This is a genomic window from Rhodococcus sp. HNM0569 (assembly GCF_012726205.1).
In the GTDB taxonomy this organism is placed as follows: Bacteria; Actinomycetota; Actinomycetes; order Mycobacteriales; family Mycobacteriaceae; genus Rhodococcus_F.
Genome location: NZ_JAASAE010000007.1, coordinates 172,345 through 194,494 on the forward strand (window position 1 = coordinate 172,345; position 22,150 = coordinate 194,494).

At 68.3% G+C, this 22,150-nt stretch carries 20 protein-coding genes; 5 read left to right on the forward strand and 15 right to left on the reverse strand.

The window, feature by feature from the left end:
• Positions 1–31: 31 nt before the first annotated feature.
• Positions 32–727: a TetR/AcrR family transcriptional regulator gene (locus HCA44_RS12050; protein ID WP_206038034.1), complete on the forward strand. Its 696-nt coding sequence runs from the start codon at positions 32–34 to the stop codon at positions 725–727.
• A 21-nt stretch (positions 728–748) separates the two neighbouring features.
• Here the strand turns inward: HCA44_RS12050 and HCA44_RS12055 are convergent, their stop codons facing one another.
• From HCA44_RS12055 to HCA44_RS12115, 13 genes are all read right to left on the reverse strand, one after another.
• Entirely contained in the window at positions 749–2,665 is a 1,917-nt protein-coding gene (locus tag HCA44_RS12055; protein ID WP_169648798.1) for an ABC transporter ATP-binding protein, read from the reverse strand.
• Positions 2,662–4,395: an ABC transporter ATP-binding protein gene (locus HCA44_RS12060; RefSeq protein ID WP_169648890.1), complete on the reverse strand. Its 1,734-nt coding sequence runs from the start codon at positions 4,393–4,395 to the stop codon at positions 2,662–2,664. The genes HCA44_RS12055 and HCA44_RS12060 overlap by 4 nt, the downstream gene beginning before the upstream one ends.
• A 129-nt stretch (positions 4,396–4,524) precedes the next feature.
• Complete coding sequence (locus HCA44_RS12065) at positions 4,525–6,864, reverse strand: MMPL family transporter (protein WP_169648799.1); 2,340 nt, start codon at positions 6,862–6,864, stop codon at positions 4,525–4,527.
• Positions 6,865–6,918: 54 nt separating this feature from the next.
• Entirely contained in the window at positions 6,919–7,506 is a 588-nt protein-coding gene (locus HCA44_RS12070; protein WP_206038071.1) for a TetR/AcrR family transcriptional regulator, read from the reverse strand.
• A gap of 195 nt (positions 7,507–7,701) precedes the next feature.
• Positions 7,702–8,157 (reverse strand): Rrf2 family transcriptional regulator, encoded by a 456-nt coding sequence (locus HCA44_RS12075; protein WP_169648801.1) that lies wholly within the window; start codon positions 8,155–8,157, stop codon positions 7,702–7,704.
• Between the two features lie 55 nt (positions 8,158–8,212).
• Entirely contained in the window at positions 8,213–8,896 is a 684-nt protein-coding gene (locus HCA44_RS12080; protein WP_169648802.1) for a YceI family protein, read from the reverse strand.
• Between the two features lie 72 nt (positions 8,897–8,968).
• Entirely contained in the window at positions 8,969–9,283 is a 315-nt protein-coding gene (gene mnhG, locus HCA44_RS12085; protein ID WP_169648803.1) for a monovalent cation/H(+) antiporter subunit G, read from the reverse strand.
• On the reverse strand, positions 9,280–9,540 hold the full coding sequence (locus tag HCA44_RS12090) for a monovalent cation/H+ antiporter complex subunit F (protein WP_346764690.1): 261 nt from the start codon (positions 9,538–9,540) through the stop codon (positions 9,280–9,282). The genes mnhG and HCA44_RS12090 overlap by 4 nt, the downstream gene beginning before the upstream one ends.
• The gene (locus HCA44_RS12095; protein ID WP_169648804.1) at positions 9,537–9,920 is read right to left on the reverse strand and encodes a Na+/H+ antiporter subunit E; all 384 of its coding nucleotides are present in this window, start codon (positions 9,918–9,920) and stop codon (positions 9,537–9,539) included. Before HCA44_RS12095 ends, HCA44_RS12090 begins: the two co-directional genes overlap by 4 nt.
• Positions 9,917–11,452: a monovalent cation/H+ antiporter subunit D family protein gene (locus HCA44_RS12100; protein ID WP_169648805.1), complete on the reverse strand. Its 1,536-nt coding sequence runs from the start codon at positions 11,450–11,452 to the stop codon at positions 9,917–9,919. The genes HCA44_RS12095 and HCA44_RS12100 overlap by 4 nt, the downstream gene beginning before the upstream one ends.
• Complete coding sequence (locus tag HCA44_RS12105; protein ID WP_169648806.1) at positions 11,449–11,799, reverse strand: cation:proton antiporter subunit C; 351 nt, start codon at positions 11,797–11,799, stop codon at positions 11,449–11,451. The genes HCA44_RS12100 and HCA44_RS12105 overlap by 4 nt, the downstream gene beginning before the upstream one ends.
• Complete coding sequence (locus tag HCA44_RS12110) at positions 11,796–14,579, reverse strand: DUF4040 family protein (protein WP_169648807.1); 2,784 nt, start codon at positions 14,577–14,579, stop codon at positions 11,796–11,798. Before HCA44_RS12110 ends, HCA44_RS12105 begins: the two co-directional genes overlap by 4 nt.
• A gap of 100 nt (positions 14,580–14,679) precedes the next feature.
• Positions 14,680–15,156, reverse strand: coding sequence for a PPOX class F420-dependent oxidoreductase (locus tag HCA44_RS12115; protein WP_169648808.1), 477 nt, complete (start codon positions 15,154–15,156; stop codon positions 14,680–14,682).
• Positions 15,157–15,188: 32 nt separating this feature from the next.
• On the opposite strand from HCA44_RS12115, the gene HCA44_RS12120 reads away from it, so the two are divergent.
• Positions 15,189–15,479, forward strand: a complete 291-nt coding sequence (locus tag HCA44_RS12120; RefSeq protein WP_169648809.1) for a hypothetical protein — start codon at positions 15,189–15,191, stop codon at positions 15,477–15,479.
• Positions 15,480–15,499: 20 nt separating this feature from the next.
• Here the strand turns inward: HCA44_RS12120 and HCA44_RS12125 are convergent, their stop codons facing one another.
• Both HCA44_RS12125 and HCA44_RS12130 read right to left on the reverse strand, forming a co-directional pair.
• Positions 15,500–15,775 carry a Rho termination factor N-terminal domain-containing protein gene (locus tag HCA44_RS12125; protein ID WP_169648810.1) on the reverse strand — a complete coding sequence of 92 codons (276 nt, stop codon included), beginning with the start codon at positions 15,773–15,775 and terminating at the stop codon, positions 15,500–15,502.
• Between the two features lie 185 nt (positions 15,776–15,960).
• Positions 15,961–16,959 carry an ABC transporter substrate-binding protein gene (locus HCA44_RS12130; protein ID WP_169648811.1) on the reverse strand — a complete coding sequence of 333 codons (999 nt, stop codon included), beginning with the start codon at positions 16,957–16,959 and terminating at the stop codon, positions 15,961–15,963.
• Between the two features lie 120 nt (positions 16,960–17,079).
• Here HCA44_RS12130 and HCA44_RS12135 point away from each other — a divergent pair, with 120 nt between their 5' ends.
• From HCA44_RS12135 to HCA44_RS21020, 3 genes are read left to right on the forward strand one after another with little or no spacing between them, the layout of a single operon-like run.
• Entirely contained in the window at positions 17,080–18,879 is a 1,800-nt protein-coding gene (locus tag HCA44_RS12135; RefSeq protein ID WP_169648812.1) for an ABC transporter ATP-binding protein, read from the forward strand.
• Positions 18,879–20,630, forward strand: a complete 1,752-nt coding sequence (locus tag HCA44_RS12140; protein ID WP_169648813.1) for an ABC transporter ATP-binding protein — start codon at positions 18,879–18,881, stop codon at positions 20,628–20,630. The genes HCA44_RS12135 and HCA44_RS12140 overlap by 1 nt, the downstream gene beginning before the upstream one ends.
• 7 nt (positions 20,631–20,637) lie before the next feature.
• Entirely contained in the window at positions 20,638–22,146 is a 1,509-nt protein-coding gene (locus tag HCA44_RS21020; RefSeq protein ID WP_240945468.1) for a siderophore-interacting protein, read from the forward strand.
• Positions 22,147–22,150 lie beyond the last annotated feature (4 nt).

A 22,150-nucleotide genomic window follows, 5' to 3' on the forward strand; every position in this document is an offset into this window, starting at 1 on the left:
CGACCAGACGACGGACAGAAGGGCATCGCAAGTGACGCCGTCCGAACAGGACCGACCTGCCACGACCGTGTGGGAGCGTCCGCACGGCACCCGCGGACCCGCACCGACTTTCGGTTTGGCGGACATCGCTGCTGTCGCGATCGACCTTGCCGAGGAAGGCGGATTGCCCGCTGTTTCCACTCGCCGGATCGCCAAGGCACTCGGGATGAGCCAGTCCGCGCTGTACCGCTACGTGACCAGCCACGACGAGGTGTTCGACCTCATGGTCGATGCGGCGGCAGGCGAGATCGACCTCGACGTTCCCCTGTCCGGCACGGTGATCGACGATCTCGTTGCACTCGCACGTCGCGCGAAAGCCGTCCACGTGCGGCGCTCATGGCTGCTGGCGATACCCGTCGAAGCCCTGCGCGTCGGCCCGCGCGGCATCGACTACCTCGAGTTCGCGCTCCGAGCGATGGCCGATGCCGATCTGCCGGGCCCGGCGAAGCTGCAGGTGATCGCCGTGCTGAACACCCTCGTCCAGCAGTTCGCTCGCACCGAGATCGGCGACGGCACGGCAGGCCGACATGCTGCGCAAGCTGCATATCTGGGCAGGGTCGTCGGTGCGGGCGCACATCCCTGTCTCGCCGCCGCGATCACCCCCTCGGACGGTGTCGACGCCCGTGCCGGCGACCTGTTCGAGACCGTCGTGCGGCGAGTCCTCCGCGGGATGCTCACCACCGATTGACCCCCGAGATCGACGCCTCGGTTATACGTCCGCCCCGACGAACTGACTGTTGTAGAGCCGGAAGTACGCGCCCTTGACGGCGAGCAGTTCGTCGTGGCTGCCCTTCTCGACGATCTGCCCGTGTTCCATCACGACGATCAGGTCGGCCTCGCGGATGGTCGAGAGCCGGTGCGCGATCACGAAACTCGTGCGGTCCGTGCGCAGCGCCGCGGTGGCCTGCTGGACGAGCAGTTCGGTGCGGGTGTCGACCGAGCTCGTCGCCTCGTCGAGGATCAGCAGCGACGGCTTGGCGAGGAAAGCTCGCGCGATCGTGACGAGCTGCTTCTCGCCCGCACTGATGTTGCCGCCTTCCTCGTCGATCACGGTGTCGTAGCCGTCGGGCAGCGAGTGCACGAACCGGTCGACGAAGCTCACCCGCGCGGCCTCGTGGATGTCGTCCTCGGTGGCGTCCGGATTGCCGTACGCGATGTTGTCTCGGATCGTGCCGCCGAACAGCCACGCGTCCTGCAACACCATGCCGATGCGCGAGCGCAGGTCGTCTCGGGTCATGTCGCTGATGTCGACGCCGTCGAGCGTGATGCGACCGGCGTCGAGTTCGTAGAACCGCAGGATCAGGTTGACGAGCGTGGTCTTGCCCGCGCCCGTCGGCCCGACGATGGCCACCATCTGCCCGGGCTCCGCGACGAGCGACAGGCCTTCGATGAGCGGCACGTCGGGGTCGTAGCGGAAGGTGACGTGGTCGAACACGACGCGGCCCTTGTGCTCGCGCGGCGTACGCGCGTCCGCCCGATCGGGCACTTCCTCGTCCTCGTCGAGCACAGCGAACACGCGCTCGGCCGACGCGACGCCGGACTGCAGCAGGTTGACCATCGACCCGATCTGCGACAGCGGCTGCGTGAACTGGCGCGAGTACTGGATGAATGCCTGCACGTCGCCGAGGCTCATGGTGCCCGACGCGACGCGCATCCCGCCGATGACGGCGACCGCGACGTAGTTGAGGTTGCCGAGGAACATGATCGCCGGCATCACGAGACCCGACACGAACTGCGCGCGATAGCTCGACTGGTACAGGCGGTCGTTCTCGGCGGCGAAACGCTCGCGGACCTGCTGGGTGCGGCCGAAGGCGGTGACGATCTCGTGCCCCGAGTACGCCTCCTCGACCTGGCCGTTGACGAGCCCGGTGGACCGCCACTGGTTGACGAAGTGCCGCTTCGACCGTCGTGCGATGACCGCGGTGACGACGATCGACACCGGCACCGTGAGCACGGCGATGAGCGCGAGCAGCGGCGAGATGAGCAGCATGACGATCAGGATCGCGACGACCGTGAAGACCGACTGGATGAGCTGGCTCATCGTCTGCTGCATCGCCTGCGACAGATTGTCGATGTCGTTGGTGACGCGGCTGAGCAGATCGCCACGCGAGTGGGAATCGAAGTACCGCAACGGGAGCCGGTGGATCTTGCGTTCGACCTCGGTGCGCAACCGGCGGATGACGGCCTGCACCACGATGTTGAGGACGTACGCCGCGAGCCACGCGAACACCGACGACAGGAGATACAGCACGAGCACCAGAAGCAGCAGCCGGCCGAGCGCCCCGAAGTCGATGCCCTGCCCGGGCACGACGGCCATGCCGGACACCATGTCCGCCATCTGGCCCCGGCCGCTTTCGCGCAGGCCCGCGACGGCCTCGTCCTTGGTGAGCCCGTCGGGCAGCTGCGCACCCACGACGCCGTCGAAGATGATGTTGGTGCCCTGGCCGAGCAGCCGCGGTGCGATCGCGAGCAACGTGACCGACGCGACGGTCGACAGCAACACCGCGACGAGGCCGACCCGATGCGGCCGCAACCGGCCGAGCAGGCGTTTCGTCGACGGCCACAACGCCTTCGGCTTCTGTGTGGGCGGTGTCCCCGGCGGACCGCCCCCTCCCGGACGCGTCACGACACCTCCTGTACCGAGCGCTGGGACTCGACGATCTCGACGTAACACGGGCACGTGTCGAGCAGTTCGCGGTGTGTGCCCTTGCCGACGATCTCGCCGTCCTCGAGGACGACGATCTGTTCGGCGTCGACGATCGTGGACACGCGTTGTGCGACCACGATCACCGTCGCGTCGCGCGTCTCGGGTGCGAGGGCGGCGCGCAACCGTGCGTCGGTCGCGAGATCGAGTGCCGAGAACGAGTCGTCGAACAGGTAGATCGACGGCCGCCGCACGAGGGCCCGCGCGATCGCGAGCCGTTGCCGCTGGCCGCCCGAGACGGTCGTGCCGCCCTGCGCGATCGGGGTGTCGAGCCCTTCGGGCATCCGTCGTACGAAGTCGGCCGCCTGCGCGACTTCGAGCGCGTGCCATAGATGTTCGTCGGTCGCGTCGGGGTCGCCGTAGCGCAGGTTGCTCGCGACGGTGCCGCTGAACAGGTACGGCCGCTGCGGCACGAGACCGATACCGGCACGCAGCAGGTCGAGGTCGAGGCGACGCACGTCCGTGTGAGACACGAGCACGGCGCCCGCGGTGACGTCCATGAGTCTGGGCACCAAGTTGATCAGCGTCGTCTTGCCCGCGCCCGTGCCGCCGACGATCGCCGTGGTCTTGCCCGGTTCGGCGCGAAAGGTGATGTCGCGCAACACGGGTTGATCGGCGCCGGGGAACTTGAATTCGGCGCCTCGGAACTCGACGACTCCCGGCGCGTCGAGGGTGCGCACCGCGTCGTCGGGCTGGGCGACGGTGGGCACGGCGCCGAGGACCTCGCCGATCCGGTCGGCGCACACCGCGGCGCGCGGCGCCATCATCGCGATGAACGACGCCATCATGACCGACATCAGGATCTGCATGATGTACGCGAGCATCGCGGTGAGGGCACCCACCTGCATCGATCCGGTGTCGATGCGGTGGCCGCCGAACCAGATGACCGCGACGCTCGTGACATTCGCAATGCCCATGACGGTGGGGAACATGAGCGCCGACAACCTGCCGACGCGCAGTGCGGTGTCGGTGAGTGCGTCGTTGGCTGCGTCGAAACGGCGATGTTCGAGCGGCTCACGCACGAACGCCCGCACGACGCGGATGCCGGTGATCTGTTCGCGCAGTACGCGGTTGACGCCGTCGATGCGCTGCTGCATCTGCCGGAAGGCGGGAATCATCTTCGCGATGACGACGGCCATCGCGATCGCGAGGACCGGCACGGTGACCGCGAGGACGAGCGCGAGACCCGCGTCCTGACGGATCGCCATCACGATCCCGCCGATGCACATGATGGGCGCCATCACGAGGATCGTGCAGCTCATCACGACGAGCATCTGCACCTGCTGCACGTCGTTGGTGTTGCGGGTGATGAGCGACGGCGCACCGAACTGGCCGATCTCGCGGGCCGAGAACGCGCCGACGCGTGCGACGAGGGCGTCGCGCACGTCGCGGCCGAAGCCCATCGCGGCGCGCGCACCGAAGTACACCGAGCCGATCGAGCACACGATCTGCACGAGCGTGACCGCGAGCATGCGCCCGCCCGCCGTCATGATGTATCCGGTGTCGCCCTGCGTGACGCCCTTGTCGATCAGGTCGGCGTTGAGGCTCGGCAGGTACAGCGCCGCGCCGGTCGCGACGAGCTGGAACACCAGCACGCCCAGCAGCGGCCCGCGATAGTTCCGCAGGAAGCGCGTCAGCAGGGGGATCAGCATCGGCACCGTCGCATGCTCATGGTGATCGAAACTACCCGCGTCGGGCGCCTGCGAGCACCGGGTTTTCCCAACACACGACAGGCCCCTCCCGATTTGTCGGGAAGGGCCTGTCGCGGTGGTGCGAGACGGTCAGCCGACCGGGACGTCGCTCCGGGTTTCCTCGGCGGGCAGCTGCTTGCGCAGCTTCTCGCCTTCGATGTCGACATTCGGCATGATCCGGTCGAGCCACTTCGGCAGCCACCACGCCTTGTCGCCGAGCAGCGCCATCACCGACGGGATGATCACCATGCGGACGAGGAAGGCGTCGAAGAACACCGCCGCGGCGAGGGCGAAGCCCATCGACTTGATCAGCGTGTCCGACTCGAAGATGAACGCCGCGAACACCGACATCATGATGATCGCCGCCGCCGTGACGACGCGGGCGCCGTGCGTGAAGCCCGACGTGACCGCGGCCTTCGCATCGGAGCCGTGCACGTACTCCTCACGCATACGGGTCACCAGGAACACCTGGTAGTCCATCGCGAGGCCGAACACGACACCGATCAGGAAGATCGGCATGAAGCTCACGATCGGCTGCGGATTGGTGATGAGGCCCAGCCAGCCCTCCTGGAAGATCGCGACGGTCGCACCGAACGTCGCGAGCACACTCAGCAAGAAGCCGAGGGTCGCGGTGAGCGGCACCAGGATCGAACGGAACACGAGCATCAGCAGCACGAACGCCAGACCGATGACCACGGCGAGGTACGGCACGAGCGCGTCCTGCAGCGTCTCGGACACGTCGAGCTCCATCGCCGTCTGGCCGGTGACTCCGTACGAGACGCCGATGCTGTCGTTCAGTCCGGACTCCGCGTCGCGGATGCTGTGCACGACGTCGATCGTGGCGTCGTCGGTCGGCCCGCTGGCGGGCGTCACCATGATCTGCGCGGTGTCGCCTGCCTCGTTGACGCCGATGACCTGCGCGTTGACGACGTCCTCCTCGGCGGAGATCATCTGGTTGACCTCGGCGAACGCCTGCTCGGCGGGCACCGAGGCGTCCTGCGCGTCGACGACGACGAGCAGCGGCCCGTTCTTGCCGGGACCGAAGCCGTCGGACACGAGGTCGTACGCCTGCCGCGAACTGGTCGCGGGGTCGCCGGTCGCCTCGGTGGGCAGCGCGAGCTTGAGCCCCATCGCGGGCAGTGCGAGCAGTGCGAGCACCACGACGCCGCCGACGAGCGGGATCAGCGGCCGCTCGACGACCTTCCCGATGTAGCGCGCCGCGAAGCCCGGCTTGGCATTCGGGTCCTCGGGATCGCGGCCGGACAGGAATTTCACCCGACCCGCGAAGGCCTTCTTGCCGAACAGGCCGAGGAGCGCGGGCAGCAGCGTCAGGGCGATCAGCACCGCGATGAGCACCGTGAAGGCGGCCGCGGCGCCCATGTCCGACAGGAACGGGATGCCGACGACGCGCAGTGCGGTGAGCGCGATGATGACCGTGAGGCCCGCGAACACGACCGCCGAACCGGCGGTGCCGACGGCACGTCCCGCGGCCTCGGAGCGGTCGTCGGTGACGGTGATCTCGTGTTTGTAGCGGGACACGATGAACAGCGAGTAGTCGATCGCGACGGCGAGACCGATCATGATCGCGAGCGTCGGCGTCATCGAGCTGAGATCGGTGAAGCCGGTGGCGATCGTGATGCCCATGCTGCCGATCGCGATACCGATGATCGCGGTGATCAGCGGGAGGCCCGCGGCGACGAGCGCACCGAAGGTGATGACGAGGACGACAGCCGCGATGGCGATACCGATCAGCTCGGCGGTGCCACCGGGCATCTCCGCTTCCTGCGCGACCGAGCCACTGAGCTGTACGTTCAACCCCGCGTCGGTGCCCGGCTGTGCGGCGGCCTTGACCTGGTCACGCAGTTCGGGCGTGACGTCGGCCCATTCGCCGTCGAAGGGCACCTCGACGTAACCGACGGTCTTGTCGGAGTTGAGCGGCGACAGGGCGTTCGCATTGTCCAGCGCGACGTCGGCCGGCGTTCCGGACTGCTCGGCGGTCGCGTCCGCCATCGCGGTGAGCTGCTCAGCGCCGACGACCGGGTTGACCAGCGCCCCGGGAGGACCAGTTTCGGTCGGCGGGACCTGAGCGGCGTCGGACACCTGGTCGATGTGGCGCACGTTGTCGAGCACGGCGTCCATCGCAGCGAGGTTCTCGGGGGTGTCGAGTGTCTGCCCGTCCGGCGCCTCGAACACGAATCGCGCCGACAGGGCGTTCATGGGGTCACTTCCGGCCGCTTCCGGGAAGCGCTCGGCCATCAGGTCCTGCGCCTGCTGCGCGGGTGTGCCGGGGATCTCGAACGAGTCCTTCGTCGGCCCGGACAGCGTCGCCGCCCCGACGCCCACCAGCACGAGGATGGCGAGCCATGCGGTCAGGACCAGGCCTTTTCGCCGAAAGGCGAATCTGCCGATCCGATAGAGATAGGTGGCCATGCAGGCTCCTCGGTGTTTCGTGTTCCTTCAGTGCTGTGCCGTGACGCGGGAGCGCTACGGCTGCGGCAGTCCGCTCTTGAGCTGAGCGAATGCCCGGCGGACCAGTTCGTCCGGGCCCGAGGCCCCGGAGCGGCCGCTGATCCACAGGTCGAGCGCCGCCTTGCAGGCGCCGCCGACCGCGTGGTGGAGGACATGCGGATACAGGTCGGTCTCGGCGTTCGTGCCGGTGCGCTCGGCGATGGCTTCGCCGAGCAGCCGCGAGATCCGGCTCTGCAACTCGTCGGTCTGCTTGGCCAGCAGCACCGGCGACGACTGCAGGCCCTGCAGCATGTCGACGGTTTCGTCTATCCGCTTCTCGGGGTCGTTGAGCATGTCGACCACGACCGCCTCGATCGAATCCCAGATCGGCTCGTCTGCCGGGCGTGCACGCAGCGTGTCCACCCAGCTCCGCACGTTGTCCTCCAGCGCGGTGAGAACCGCTTCCTCCTTGTTGGAGAAATAGTTGTGGAAGGTCCGGGTCGACACGCCCGCCTCGGCCGCGATGGCGTCGGCGGTGACATGGTCGATTCCGAACTGACGCGAGAGCCGCACCGTCGCCTCGCTCAGCGCGGCGCGCGTCGCGGCCTTCTTCTTGTCACGCAGACCGGTCTTCTTGTCACGGAGGTGATCGGCGACCGCCTTCTGGCAGTCGAAGAGTCGGGAAGGTGCGTCCACTGTGTCGAGCGTACTGAAGTTGCAGCACTCTGAAATTTTTCAGAGGAGGGAAAGTTTATGGGATCTCCCACACCAGCGGCACGAATGTTGCCCAGGTCACGCGGCCGCCTGCCGAACTCCAGCCTACCGACGTTTCCACGCGCCCGGGTCGGCAATGAGCGTCGACACGAACTCCGGCAGCGCGCCCGACGCGATGTCGGCGACGCTGACGTTCTCGAGCACCGCACGCAGGTTCACGCGCACCGCGATCCACACGTCGACGAGCCGCTCGGCGGGTGCGTCGTACGTCACGTCCTCCGGCCGCTCACCCCGCACCGACGCCAACGGCCCCTCCACGGTGCGGATGACGTCGGCGACGCTGATCTGCTCCGCCGGCCGCGCGAGCCAGTAGCCACCGTCCGGGCCGCGCCTGCTCCGCACGAGCTCGCCGCGTCGCAGATCCGACAGGACCGTCTCCAAGAACTTGAACGGCACGTGCTGCGCCTTGGCGACCGCGTCGGCCTTCCGCGGTTCGGGCGCCGCCGCCGCGAGTTCGACGAGAGCCCGGACGGCGTAGTCCACGCGGGCAGTGATGTGCACCGCCAATCCCTACCGTGTCGACAGGGATGCTGACAAGCGCATTGCCGTCGCACCCTCACCGCCGCGCGAAGTTGACGACGAAATCGAGGGTTCCGTTGGGCGCGACGCTCACGAAACCGAGCGACGGCGGTTCGATGCCGAAATCGCGCCACCACACCGGCACGTTCGCGGCAACGATCAGTCCCGCGGGCTCCTTGCGCACCTGCATGTTGACCGTAACCGGAACCGTCTGCCCCTTGAGCGTCAATTCGCCTCGCGTCGTGACGGTTCCGAGCGCGCCGTCGGCGGGCACGCTCGAGATGTCGACGGGTTCGACGAGCGCGAACAACGCGTCGGGGAAGTCGGGTGCACGCATCAGCGTGTTCGCGAAGTACTCGTCGCGCTGCGCCGAATCGGTGCGGATGCCCGAAACCTTCACGTGCACTTCGCCATTACGCACAATATCGCCGTTGACGAGAGCCCACCCCGTGACCTCGCCGGTACTGCCCGAAACCGTGGACTGCGCGCCCACAAGCGTTTCGTGCACCGTGTAGCCCGCCGCCGTCTGGTCGATTCCGGTGCCGTGCGTGACCGGCCAGCTGCCGGGCGGGGCGTTCGCGGGCAGCTCGGTAGCCGGATCCGACAGCGTGAACGCCGAGTCGTCCTCGCCTGCGACGTACTCGTCGTATGCCCACGGGCCGACCACCGCGACGGCGAGCACCGCCACCACCGCTCCGATCAGCCACCAGAGCCTGCTCATGAATCCAGCCTATGGCCCACCGGGCGGCGTTGAACCGGTAATGCGGGACTCTCCAGGCTGGGCCGCTGCGGCTCAGCGCGCGAGCTCGTCGTAGCGGGTGCGATCGCTCAACGGCGCACCCGCGAGGTACCCGGCACGCCCGATCGCGTTGCCTCCGACCGCGGAAGTCGCAAGGTTGATCACCACCGCCGCGAGCGCCTTGACGGCATTGCCCCAGCCCGGGTCCAGGAACAGCACCCCGATGATGATCAGCGAGATGCCGAGACCGGACGCGGTGGTGATGGCACTGACGCGCGAGTACATGTCGGGCAGGCGTACCAAACCGATCGCGCCCGCCGCGAAAACGAGCGCACCGAGCACCAACAGGACCGTTCCGACGACTGTCATCGCTGCCCCCTCGTGATCAGTCGCGCAAGGGACATGGTGGACAGGAAGCCGACCACGCTCGCAATCAGCATCAAGTCGAATACCAGTCCCTCCACCATCTGCAGACCGAGAACCGCCAGCGCACCGACGAAGGCGAAGAAGATCATGTCGGCGGCCGCACCCCGATCGGCGTCGGTGGGCCCCTTCAGGATTCGGTGCGCAGCGGGCAGCATCGTCAGCGCGACGACCGCGAGGACGATCCAGACAACAGTGTTCACAGTGCCTCCGATCTCGGAGCGCGACGAGCTCCGCCATCACCGTCGCGGCGCATCGCGTGCAGCATCCTGTCTTCGAGCTCGTGAATCTCCGCACGGAACTCGTCCGGGTCGGGCGCATACATCCCGTGCACGTACAGCGCAGGCTCGTCGCCGGTATGCACCGCAAGGGTGAGTGTGCCCGGCGTCAGGGAGATGAGGTTTGCGAGCATCGTGATCTCGAGGTTCGTGCGGCACCGAACCGGGACCTTTGCGATGCCCGCCGCCATTCGACCGGCCGGAGTCACCACGTCGGTGATTACCTCGGCATTGGATTTCACCAGCAGCCACAGGAAGTAGCCGGCAAATCCGATCAGCCGCAGAGGCCACGTCAACCAGGTCATCCGCGCACCGCCTCGACGTAGGCGCTGGTGTCGACCAGTCCGGCCGCAGCCTGGTCGGCGAGCGTGAGGAATCCTTCGGCCCCCACGCCGAGCGCGAACGAGACGAGCGTCAGCAGGAGAGGGGGAGCAACGAGCATCCACGGGACGCGCCGAGCCGCCTTCGGCTGCGAATCGGTCTTCTCTTGGACCGCGACGCGCCGGGAATCCTCCGGCGAGCCGGTCGCGGACTCGGGCGACGAGACCGGAGTGTAGGTGCCCATGAACATGTTCCGCCAGATCGTGACCATGAGCACCAGGGTGAAGAAGCTGACCGCGATACCGATTCCGGCCGCAGCGTACTGGCCGTCGAGTACGGCGGCACGAGTGATCAGGAGTTTGGCCACGAATCCGGAGAAGATCGGCAGACCCGCCGCAGACAGGGCCGCGCCGAAGAACGCCACCGCCAGCCAGGGCTCACGGCGGGCGAGTCCGCGAACCTTGCCGAGTTCGTCGGAGCCGTAGGTGATCTGCACGGCGCCGGTCGTCATGAACAGCGCCGCCTTCACCACCATGTGGTGAAGCAGATAGGCGATGCCTGCCGCCAGGCCGATCGGACCGAACAGGCCGACGCCGAGCACGATGTATCCCATCTGGCTGACCATGTGGAAGCCGAGGATCTGGCCCGCCCGCTGCTCGCCCATCCCACCGAGCACGCCGAGCGTCATCGTGATGCACGCGACCACGACGAAGATCCACAGATAAGTGCGGTCGCCGTCGAACACCACCGAGTAGATGCGGTAGACGGCATACACCGCGACCTTGGTGTGCAGCCCGGAGAACAACGCGCGAACCGCCGGTGACGCGTGCGGGTAGCTGTTGGTGAGCCATCCGTGCACCGGGATCGTCGCCGCCTTCACCGACAGGGCGATCAGCACCACCGCGGCACCGGCCGCGACGGCGCCGTCCTCTTGGGCGGCGCCGGCAAGTTCGGCGAGGTTGACGGTACCTGCGGTTCCATACACGAGTCCGACACCGAACAGGAAGATCGTCGACGTGAGCAGGTTGGTGGTCACGTACAGACGTCCGGCGGTGAGTCGCTTGCGGCCACCGAAGACCGCAATCAAGCCGTACGACGGCATGATCATCACTTCGATGAACACGAACAGATTGAACAGATCACCGGTGAGCAGAGCGCCGAACACGCCACCGGACAGCACCAGAACGAGCGGGCTGAAGTATCGGTTGACGCCGTCACCGGCAGCGATGCCGTAGGCGGAGCACACCAGACCCAACAACGCAGTCAGCGTGATCATCACCGCGGCGAAGGTGTCGGCGACGAAGGGGATCGCGATCCCCGTCGCCCACAGCCCGACCTGGGCGGACAACACGACGCCGTCCCATGTCGCGATCACGAGGAGAATTCCGAACACCGCAGCCAGTGCCTCGACCACGATCAACAGCATCGTGCGCACGAGAGCGCGGCCGGTGGCGGCAGCGGCCGCGGCCGCCAAGAGCGGAACCGCGACGGCCAAAGGCAGGAACGTTTCCGTCATCTCTGCTCCTCCTGCTCGTCGGCGTCGGCCTCGTCGTCGCCGGTGTCGTCATCGGTGCTCCGGCCGCGACGCACGGCGGCAAGAGTGAGCATGTACACGGTGATCGCGAACGAGATGACGATGGCGGTCAACGTGAATGCGTGCGGCAACGGATCGGCCATGTTCGCGATGTCGGAGAGGTGAAGCAGCGGAGCGTCACGGTTCGCGGTCACCCCGGTCACCATCAGAGTCAGGTTGGCTGCGTGGCTGATCAGCACGAAGCCGAACACGATCCGCACCATTCCACGCTGGAGAATCAGGTAGACGCCACCGGCGACAAGGACACCGATCATCACGGCAATACTCATGCGGACACCGCCCTGTTCTCCTCGCGGTCGGGTGTCGGGTCCGTGCCGAGCCTGTTCAGCGATGTCAGGATCACGCCGATGACGGCGAGGTACACGCCGACGTCGAACACCATCGCAGTGGTGAAGTGGTAGTAGCCACCCCACGGCAGCGGGATTTCCGCGTGCAGCGGCGTGAGGAAGCCACCGTCGACGAACCCGAGCAGTCCGGTCACGGTGGCGACCGCGACACCCGCACAGATCAAGCCGATATACGGCAGCTTGATCGGTGCCTGGTCGGAGCTGGGCGCAGCCAAGTAGGCGAGCGCGAATGCGGCGCCGCCGACGAGCGCCGCGATGAACCCGCCGCCGGGGTCGTAGTGTCCGCGCAAGAACAGGTATGCGGAGAGCACGATCAGTACCGGCGTCACCCAGCGACCGACCGTGCGTGCGAGCACGGAATTGTCCGTCGGATCGACGACCGCGCGACGAGCGGCACCACCGTGGTGGGCGCGGGTGGGCAGCAGATCCGACGAGTCCAGCACCGCGACAACGATGAAGCCCGCGACGCCGAGGACGGTCAACTCGCCGAGCGTGTCCAGAGCACGGAAGTCGACGAGGATCGAATTGACGATGTTCGTCGCGCCGGTGGTGTCCTCCGTCTGTGTGAGGAAGTATTCGGCCGCGGGCGACCGATCCCGGCGACCCGTCAGGAGATAAACGGCAGCGAAGGCCGCGACGCCCGCGACGACGGCGAACGCCGCCGCGCTCCAGCGCCGCATCTGCGACGGCTTCCGGAACCGGCGGGGCAGCCTGCGGAGCACCAGTACGGCGACCACCACGGTGAGCACTTCCACCAGCATCTGAGTGAGCCCGACGTCGGGGGCCCCGAGCTCGAAGAACACCAGAGCCACGGAGAAGCCGACGATGCCGACGACGGCCAGCGCCCCCAGACGCGACGGGATCATCACCGTGCCCAGCACGCCCGCCGCGATCAACAGCAGGAAGAGCCAGTCGATCGGCCGGGTGATCGCCCCGGCGACAGGGGGAACGTCGACGCCGGTCGAGACGATCGCCACGCCGGCCAGCACCAGGACGACCAGCGGTGCGGCGAGGTGCCGTGTCGGAGACTGGGAACGGGAGTAGTCCGCCACGAAGCCACCCGCGAAGCGCGATCCGGTCAGGACCGCCTCGAACATACGGGTTCCCTCCACCGGGAACAGCCGGCGGTCCAGCAGGCGGTCGATCCGGCTGCGCTGCCAGAAGGCGACGACGCCGAGTCCGATGGTGATCACGGACATCCACAATGCAGGAGTGAACCCGTACCAGAGCGTCAGATGAACGTGTCCGATCGCGCCCTGCGTGTCCAGCGCGATCCGGTCGACGAGCGGTGCCAGCCAGTCCGACCGCAGTCCCAGGACGAGGCCGGCGAGCGACGAGACCGCGGCCGGGAGGCGGAATCCTATCGACCTCTGCTCGTACAGGCGCACCTGTTCGGTAGGCCCACCGAACGCGCCGTACACGATGCGGAAGGAGTACGCGAACGTCAGTACAGCCGCCCCCACCGCGACGGCACCGACCGCGGGGCCCACCCATGCAGGACCCGGCGCCTCCAGGTAGGCGCCGAACAGGTTTTCCTTGGACACGAAGCCGAGCAGGGGCGGCAGACCTGCCATCGACGCCGCCGACAGCCCGGCCAGGACCGCGGTGAACGGCATGACCCGCCACAACCCGGTCATCTCCCTGATGTCGCGACTACCGACCTCGCGATCGATCACACCGACCAGCATGAACAACGTCGCCTTGAACAGTGCGTGGGCAAGAGTGTGCACACCGGCAGCAGCGAGCGCGGTGGGGGTCCCCACTCCGATCACCGCGACCAGGAAGCCCAACTGACTCACGGTCGAGTACGCCAGCAGTTCTTTCAGATCGTGCCGCTGCAGGGCGAAAACAGCACCGATGACGGCGGTCAGCAAACCACCGGCGATGAGCGTGGACTGCCAGACGGTATTGCTGCTGAGCGCCGGCGAGAAGCGCATGAGCAGGTAGATGCCTGCCTTCACCATCGCGGCCGCGTGCAGGTACGCGCTGACCGGTGTCGCCGCGGCCATCGCGTCGGGAAGCCAGTAGTGGAACGGGAACTGCGCCGATTTCGTGAAAACCGCGAGAATGATCAGCACCGCCACCGCAGTGGAAAACGCGTTGTTCTCATGCCAGACCGGGTCGGCGAGGATGGCGCTGAGGCTGGTGGTGCCGGTGAAGGCCCACATGACGGCGACTGCGGCGATCAGCGCGAGACCGCCGGCGCCGGTGAGTAGGAAAGTCCGGACCGCCGGCGGCGCCGCGTAGGCGCCCGATCTGCCGATGAGCAGGAACGAGCAGATTGTGGTGAACTCCCAGAAGACTGCGAGTAACACGATGTCGTCGGCGAGGACGAGACCGAACATCGCCGCGGCGAACAGCGACATCAGGACGTAGAAGCTGCCGTGACGACCGCGCGAGAAGTAGCCGGCCGAATAGGCCATGACCAAGGCGCCGACGCCGATGACCAGCACCAGGAAGAGCAGTGCGGTGCCGTCGAGCCGGAACGAGAACTCGATCCCGGCCGACGGGATCCACGGCAGGCTCACCGTGCGGACGCCGTCGTCCTGCAAGTCCGGAACCACCGTCACGGCCAGGACCGCGCCGAGCACCACGAAGACCCCGGCCAGCACCCAGCCGGTCAGGCGCCCGACCCACCGGTCGAGCACCGGCGCGACCGCAGCGCACGCTACCAGCGCCAGAAGCACCCAGACCAGGACCACATGTCCCCCTCAGCCGTCGACGATTACCCGCCGACCAGACTTCCCGGCACACCGTTGCTCACCCTACAGTCGCCCTGATCCGACGAGGCAGGGCGGGATCTCAGCTGTCGCGCGGGGGGAATCCTCCGGTCGCGATCGGACCCCAGGACTGCGGCTCGATCCGCAGCAGCGACTTCTTCTGGTCGACCATCGCCTGACGGTACTCCGCCCAGTCCGGATGCTCACCCGCGATCGAGCGGTAGTACTCCTCGAACGCGTCGAGCACCGACGGGTCGGCGTCGCTGTCGAGTGCATCCAATATCTCGGCGGTGCCGGAGATCTGCACCCACCCGGCGTCGAAGTCGTCCGACAGCACGAGGACGTCGACGTGTGGACGCGCCCGCGCATTGCGGGTCTTCGCCCGCTCGGGGTACGACGAGATCACGATCCGGCCGTCCGCGTCGACACCTCCGGACACCGGAGACATCTGCGGCGATCCGTCGGCGCGTCGCGTCGACAGGATCATGCGGTGACGGGGGCGGAGGAAGTCGAGCAGGTCTTCGAGACCGACTCGGGTGGTGGTTGCTACTCGCGCCATCGGGGCTCCTTCTCACGGTAGATTCGGTGACCATGGCCGAGAACGAGCGCGTCACGACGACGGATCACGACGCGATCCGCCGCTGGGTCGAGAGCAACGACGGCTTCCCGGCCCGCGTGCCCGCCGCCGAAGCGAGCGGCCCGGGTGGCGTGCTGCGCCTCGATTTCACGGGCGGTGCGCCCACGGAAGACATCGAACACCTCACGTGGGACGACTGGTTCGCGATCTTCGACGACGAGCGGCTCGCATTCGTCCACACCGCCGCCGACAGCGACCTGGCCGGCTCGGACCGCGACGCGTACTTCGCGTTCGTGCACCGGTGAAGTGCGCCGAGTGACCACTGTCAGTGGTTGCGCAACTCGTCGATCAGCTCGTCCTTTTTCAGATCCGAGTAACCGGTGATGCCGAGTTCCTTGGCGCGGTCCTTCAGTTCGTCCACCGTCCAGTCCTCGTACGAGCCGGACTCGCCGCCCGACTTGCCGACATTCGACCGGCCGCGCGCGGCCGCGGCATTCGAGATGCGCGCCGCCTTCTCCTTCGAATTGCCCTCTTTGCGCAATTCCTCGTACATTTCCTGATCTTTCAACTGCGGTTCGTCGTTGCTTCCACTCGTGGGCATGACAACCCCCTTTTCCGTGCGTCGACGGGCAGTTTCCCTCTCCGAGACTGCCACAGCGACGGCACTGCGGGGGATCGATCCGCGGCAAGGTGACCACCCGATTCGCGGCGCCGGTGCGCACCTCGGCATTCCGTTGCACTGCGGCGGTGGACGGCTGAGCCGTCCACCGCCGCATGCGTGCGTGACTACTGCTGTGATTCGAGCTGCGTCAGCACCTGGTCGAACTGGTCGAGGTTGTAGTTGGCGTCCTCGAAACCACCGACGGTGTCCTTGCCGCCGGGGAAGACGCGATCGGCCTGCACCGCGGGCACCGACTGGAAGATCGGCTCGGCCATCACGGTCGCGAGCTGGGCGTTGGGCTGACCGCGCAGGTCGGTGACGTGCAGCAGCACGGTGCCGTCGAGGAGTTCGGGCATGCGTTCGGTGCTCGTCTCGAGCTCGAACTCGGGGATGTCCGCGGTGGCCGCTTCCTCGGCGGGCGAGATGGTCGCTCCCGCCTTGGCGAAGACGCTGCCGAAGTGGCTCTGCGAGCCGTACGCCGAGAAGACACCCGGATTCCACGAACCGACCAGCGAGAACTTCTCGCGGCCGAGCACGTCGCGATGCTCGTTCGCGACCTCCTCGGCACGTGCGTCGTACTTCGCGACGAGATCGTCGAAGACGTCTTCCTTGCCGAGCGCCTCCGCGACGAGGTGCACGCGGCCCTGCCAGTCGGCGCGGCCCGGGCCGGCGATGTCGATCACGAGCACCGGGGCGATCTCGCGCATCGAGTTCAGCGCGGCCTCGTCGATGCGGTTGTGCGCGATGATCAGGTCGGGCTGCAGCTGCGCGACCTGCTCCACGTTGGGCGACGCGCCGTCGGACACGACGGGCACGTCCTTGATCTTCTCCCACGTCTCGGGCGCCACGTCGGTCTCCTTGACCTTGCCTCGGCCCACCGGAACGACACCCAGGTTGATCAGCGGCTGCGTCGCGATGTGGTGCACCGTGACGATGCGCTCGGCGTCGGCGGGGATCACCACTTCACCGACGCTGTCGGTGACCGTGCGGTCGGCCGCGGACGTGTCGGTCGACGCGTCGCTACCGCTGTCGGACGAGCTGCAACCGGTGAGCGCGAGCGCGAGCCCGGCGGTGAGGGCGATCATGCCGCGGCGAAGCCTGCGGCCTGGGCGTGAGGGAGACATGGGTCCTTCTCGGGGTTGGTGAACATGCCGCGAGCACGAGCCGCGACAATTGCGACACTGATTCGCAATTGAGTAAGGTTTACCTTATCGATGCCCCGAGAGGAAAGAGATCCGCTTTCGATGTCACTTCCCGCAGGGCAGGCACCCCGTGACGTGCACGAATCGCCCGGGGGTTCCGCGCTCGCGGGGCTGCTCCGTCCGGTACGCGGGCGACTCGTGTTCGCCGGTGCACTGCAGGTCGTGTGCGGGTTCGGCGTCGTCCTCGCCCTCGTCGCGGTAGCGGAGGTGGTCCGCGCACTCGCCGCGGGCGATCCCACACCGTGGGGCTGGGTGATCGCGGCCGTCGCCTCGTGGTTCGGCGTGCCGCTCGTCCACGCCGTGTCGTTCGCCACCAGCTTCGCGTCCGCACGCGCGGTCGAGTTCGACACGCGCCGTCGCCTCGTCGCGCACCTCACGCGCGTCCCGATGGGCTGGTTCTCGCACACGAGTGCGGGCGCGCTGCGCCGCATGGTCGCGGGCGACGTCGGCGGCTTCACCGGGCTCGTCGGCGAAGGCATCCCGCTCGCGCCGCGGTTCTTCACCGTGTCCGTCCTCGCGCTCGCCTACCTCGCGTGGGTCGCTCCGCTGCTCGCCGTCGCGATGGTCGTGCCCGTCGTCATCGCGACCGTGCTGCTGATGCGCGGGCGGCCGGGCGAGCCCGAAGCCGAAGCCGCCCATCGCGACGCGGCCCGCCTGCTCAGCGAACGCGTCACCGAACTCGGCCAGGGCATGGCGGTGTGGAAGGTCTTCGGGCAGACCGCAGGCGCCGGCCGTCGCGTCGACACCGCCGTCGACGCGTACGCCGCCACGTACGCCGCGCGCGAGGACGCCCGCGACCGCGCGTCACGAGCCCCCACGGTGCTCGCGTCGTGGTCGTTCATGCTCGCGTGGACCACCGCGTGCGGTGTCGGGCTCGTCGCGCTCGGTGTCACGGAGCCGATCGACCTGATCCCGTTCCTGCTGCTGTCGTGGACCGTGTCGCGCTCGGTGTGGCTCGTGCCGACGCTGCGCAATCTCGTGCGCCGCGGCCGCACCACCGCCGACGCCGTCGCGCGCGTGTTCGCCGAACCCGAACTCACCGCGGGCGGCTCGACCGTCCCCACCGAGGGCGGCGTCACCGTGCGCTACGACGGCGTCGGATTCGGCTACTCCCCCGACGCCAGGGTCCTCGACGGCGTCGACCTCGAACTGCGGCCCGGCACGATCACCGCGCTCGTCGGACGTTCGGGCTCCGGCAAGTCGACCACCGCGCGTCTGCTGCCGCGGTTCTGGGACGTCGACGCCGGCGCGATCACGGTGAACGGCGTCGACGTGCGCGATCTCGACCCCGCCGAGCTGTACCGCACGGTCGGCTTCGTGTTCCAGGACGTGCGGCTGCTCCGCCGCTCGGTCGCCGACAACATCCGGCTCGCCGACCCCGACGCGAGCGACGACCGCGTCGTCGCCGCTGCGAAGGCCGCACGCATCCACGACCGGATCGCCGCCGAGCCCCGCGGATACGACGCCGTGGTCGGTGTCGACGTGTCGTTCTCCGGCGGCGAGGCCCAACGCATCTCGATCGCGCGCGCGATCCTCGCGGACGCGCCCGTCCTGGTCCTCGACGAGCCGACGTCCGCTGCCGACCCGGAGTCGGAAGCTCGCGTGCAGCAAGCGGTCTCGGACCTGGCGCGCGACAAGACGGTGCTCGTGATCGCACACCGGCTCGCGACCGTCGCCGATGCGGACTCGATCGTCGTGCTCGACGCCGGACGCGTCGTCGAACGCGGCACCCACGACGAGCTGATGGCCGCCGGGGGCAGGTACGCACGGCAGTGGGAGCAGGGTGAGGCTTCTCCCGACCTGGCCCACACCGCCGTTTCCGACCGTGAAGGAGTGTGCTGATGCTCCGCGCCCTGGCAGTCGTCGTCGGCGAAGGGCCTGCCGCGCGCGTGCGCGGCGCGTTCGCCGCGACCGCGGGCACCGCCGTGCTCGAGGCCGTCGGCCTGGCGATGCTCGTGCCTCTCGTCACCGACCTGCTCGCCGAACGGTTTCCACGCGTGTGGTTGTGGACGGCGCTGCTCGTCGTGATCGTCGCGGCGTCGATCGTGGTGCAGACGATCGTCAACGCACGCCGGCGCGCTGTCACCAGCGCCGCCGTCTCGGTGCTGCAACGCAAGGTCACCGACCACGCCACCACGCTGCCGCTCGGGTGGTTCGGCCCCGCGAATCAGGACCGGCTCACCCGGCTGCTGTCGGATGCCGCCGACGCGTTGTCGCTCACGATCAACGGCGTCGTCTCGATCAACCTGCGTGCCGTCGCGCTCGGCGCGGCGCTGTGGATCGTGCTCGCGATCGTCGATCTGCCGACCGCACTCGTAGGCGCGGTCGGCCTCGCGTTCGTCGCGCTGCTCTACCGGCTCGCGGTCCGGATGCTGCGCGGCGCGACCGTCACGGGCGACGCCGCCTCCGACCGCATCAACGGCCAGCTCGTCGAATTCGCGCAGAACCAACCGGTGTTGCGCGCGCACGGACGCGTCGGCGACGCGAACACCGAACTCGTCGACGCTCTCGTGCAGGTCCGCAAGGGCGCGTCGGCGTACTTCCGTGGCGCGATCGTCGGAGTGTCCGCATTCGTCGTCGGCTGTGCGTTCTTCTCCACCGCGGTGCTGCTCGTCGCCGTCACCCGAGCCGAGGACGGCGCGACGACCACGGCCGCCGCGGTGTGCGTCGTGCTGTTCTCGGCGCTGCTGGTCGATGCGCTCGCCGCGCTCGGCCGTAGCGGCAGCGTCATCTGGGCCGCCGAACGCACGCTCGGCGAGGTCGAGGAGTTGCTCGCGACGCCGCCGCTGGCAGTGCCGTCGCCGCCGCACGCACCACCGCGCGACTCGTCGCTGACCTTCGACGACGTGTCCTTCGGGTACACCCGCGAACGTGCGGTCCTCGACTCGGTGTCGCTGCACGTCCCCGCGGGCACGACGTGCGCGGTCGTCGGCCCGTCCGGTTCCGGCAAGACGACGCTCGCGCGCCTGGTCGCGCGGTTCTGGGACGTCGACGCCGGGAGCGTGTGCCTCGGCGACGTCGACGTGCGCGACATGAGCAGCGACGACCTGATGTCGCGCATCTCGATGGTGTTCCAGGACGTGTACCTGTTCGACGGCACCATCCGCGAGAACGTCCTCGTCGCGGATCCGGCGGCCGACGACGACGCGCTCGCACGCGCCGCACGCCACGCCCGCGTCGACGAGATCGTCGCGCGACTCCCCGACGGGTGGGACACGCGTGTCGGCGAGCACGGTGCCGCACTGTCCGGCGGTGAGCGCCAACGTGTCTCGCTGGCCCGCGCATTCCTGAGCGATGCGCCGGTCGTGCTGCTCGACGAACCGACGTCGGCCCTCGACGGCGACAGCGAGGCCGCAGTGCAGGCCGCGATCGACGAACTCACGCGCGGCCGCACCGTCCTCATGATCGCGCATCGGCTCGGCACGGTGGCGGGCGCCGACCTCATCTGCTTCGTCGAGTCCGGACGTGTCGCCGAATCCGGCACACACGACGCGCTCCTCGCTGCCGACGGGCGCTATGCGGCGTTCTGGCGCGAACAGGAACAGGCGCGCACGTGGCGCATCGGCAACGGCTCGGCACAGGTCGCGGGGTGACGGTCGGATGGATCGCGAGGCGGTCGTGACCCGGCCCGCGCGGCGCAAACCCGGCCCCAAGCCTCGCCTGTCGCGCGAATCGATCCTCGCGGCCGCCGTCGCCGCCGGCGGCGTCGTGTCGATCACCGGCATCGCCGACGACCTCGGCTGTTCGACCGCGTCGCTGTACCGGCACGTCGAGGGACTCGACGACATCGTCGTCGGGGCGATCGATCTCGTCATTGCGCGCACCCGGCGTCCCGATCCCGCCGCGGGCTGGCGCCGCTTCCTCGAAGAGGAGTGCGACATCCGCTGGGGACTCTACGAACGACACTCGGGACTGTTCTCGGCGTGGTCGGCCAGCCGCCGGCTGTCGATCGCGTCGGTGCAGCGCAACGAGTGGGTCGCGTTGCGGTTGGTGGATGCCGGCTTCGAACTCGCGGACGCGCGTAGCGTCGTGTCCACGATCGCCGCGACGGCAGCAGAGTACGGCTTCCTGATCGCACAAGCGTGTCTGCCGAGCGCCGAGGCGGCACTCGAGGCGCGGCTCGCGGTGCTCGGCCGCGCCTCGGCCGATGTCGAGCGAGACCGCGCCCACCATCCCCGGCAGCATTTCGACCGTCAACTACGAATCCTGTTGGACGGCTTCGCATTGCACTACGAAAGGACCAGAGATCGCATGACCGAATCGACGGCACCCGAAACCCGACCCGCCGCCAGGGGCGAAGTCGAAATCGTGATGTACGACCTGAAGCCGCGTCGCCTCGAGGTCGTGCGCGCCGAGAGCCTGACGCCGACGATGCGCCGCGTCGTCCTCGGCGGCAGCGATCTCGAGGGGTTCCCCTTCCTCACGATGGCGCCCGACGACCACGTGAAACTGTTCTTCCCCGACGCCGAGACCGGCGAGATCACGATGCCCGAGATCGGACCGGACGGCATGCGCCTCGTCCCCGGTGCGCCGCGCCCGCAGTCGCGCGACTACACGATCCGCGCATTCGACGCCGACGCACTCGAACTCACGCTCGACTTCGTGCTGCACACGCACGGCATCGCAGGCAACTGGGCCGCGGCCGCCGAGCCCGGTGACCGCGTCGGTGTGCTCGGGCCGCGCGGCTCGCACAAGTATCCGGCGGACTACGACTGGTACCTGCTTGCGGCCGACGAGACCGCCCTGCCCGCGCTGTCCCGGTGGCTCGAGGAGTTGCCCGCGGACAAGCAGGTGCTGGCCTTCGCCGAGGTGGCCGACGCCTCGTCCGAGATCGACCTGTCCGGCCGTCCCGGAGCCACCGTCACCTACCTGCACCGCGGGACCTCCGAACCCGGTACCACGACGCTGCTCGACGACGCCGTCCGTGCCGCCGACTTCCTCGACGGCGAAGTGTTCGCCTGGGTGGCAGGCGAAGCGGGCTCGCTCAAGCCGATCCGGCGCTATCTCACTCGCGAACTCGGCCTCCCCAAGGGACAGGTCAAGGTCGACGGGTACTGGCGACGCGGCGCCGCCGATCACGATCACCACGCCGTCGACGAGGACGACTGACCCG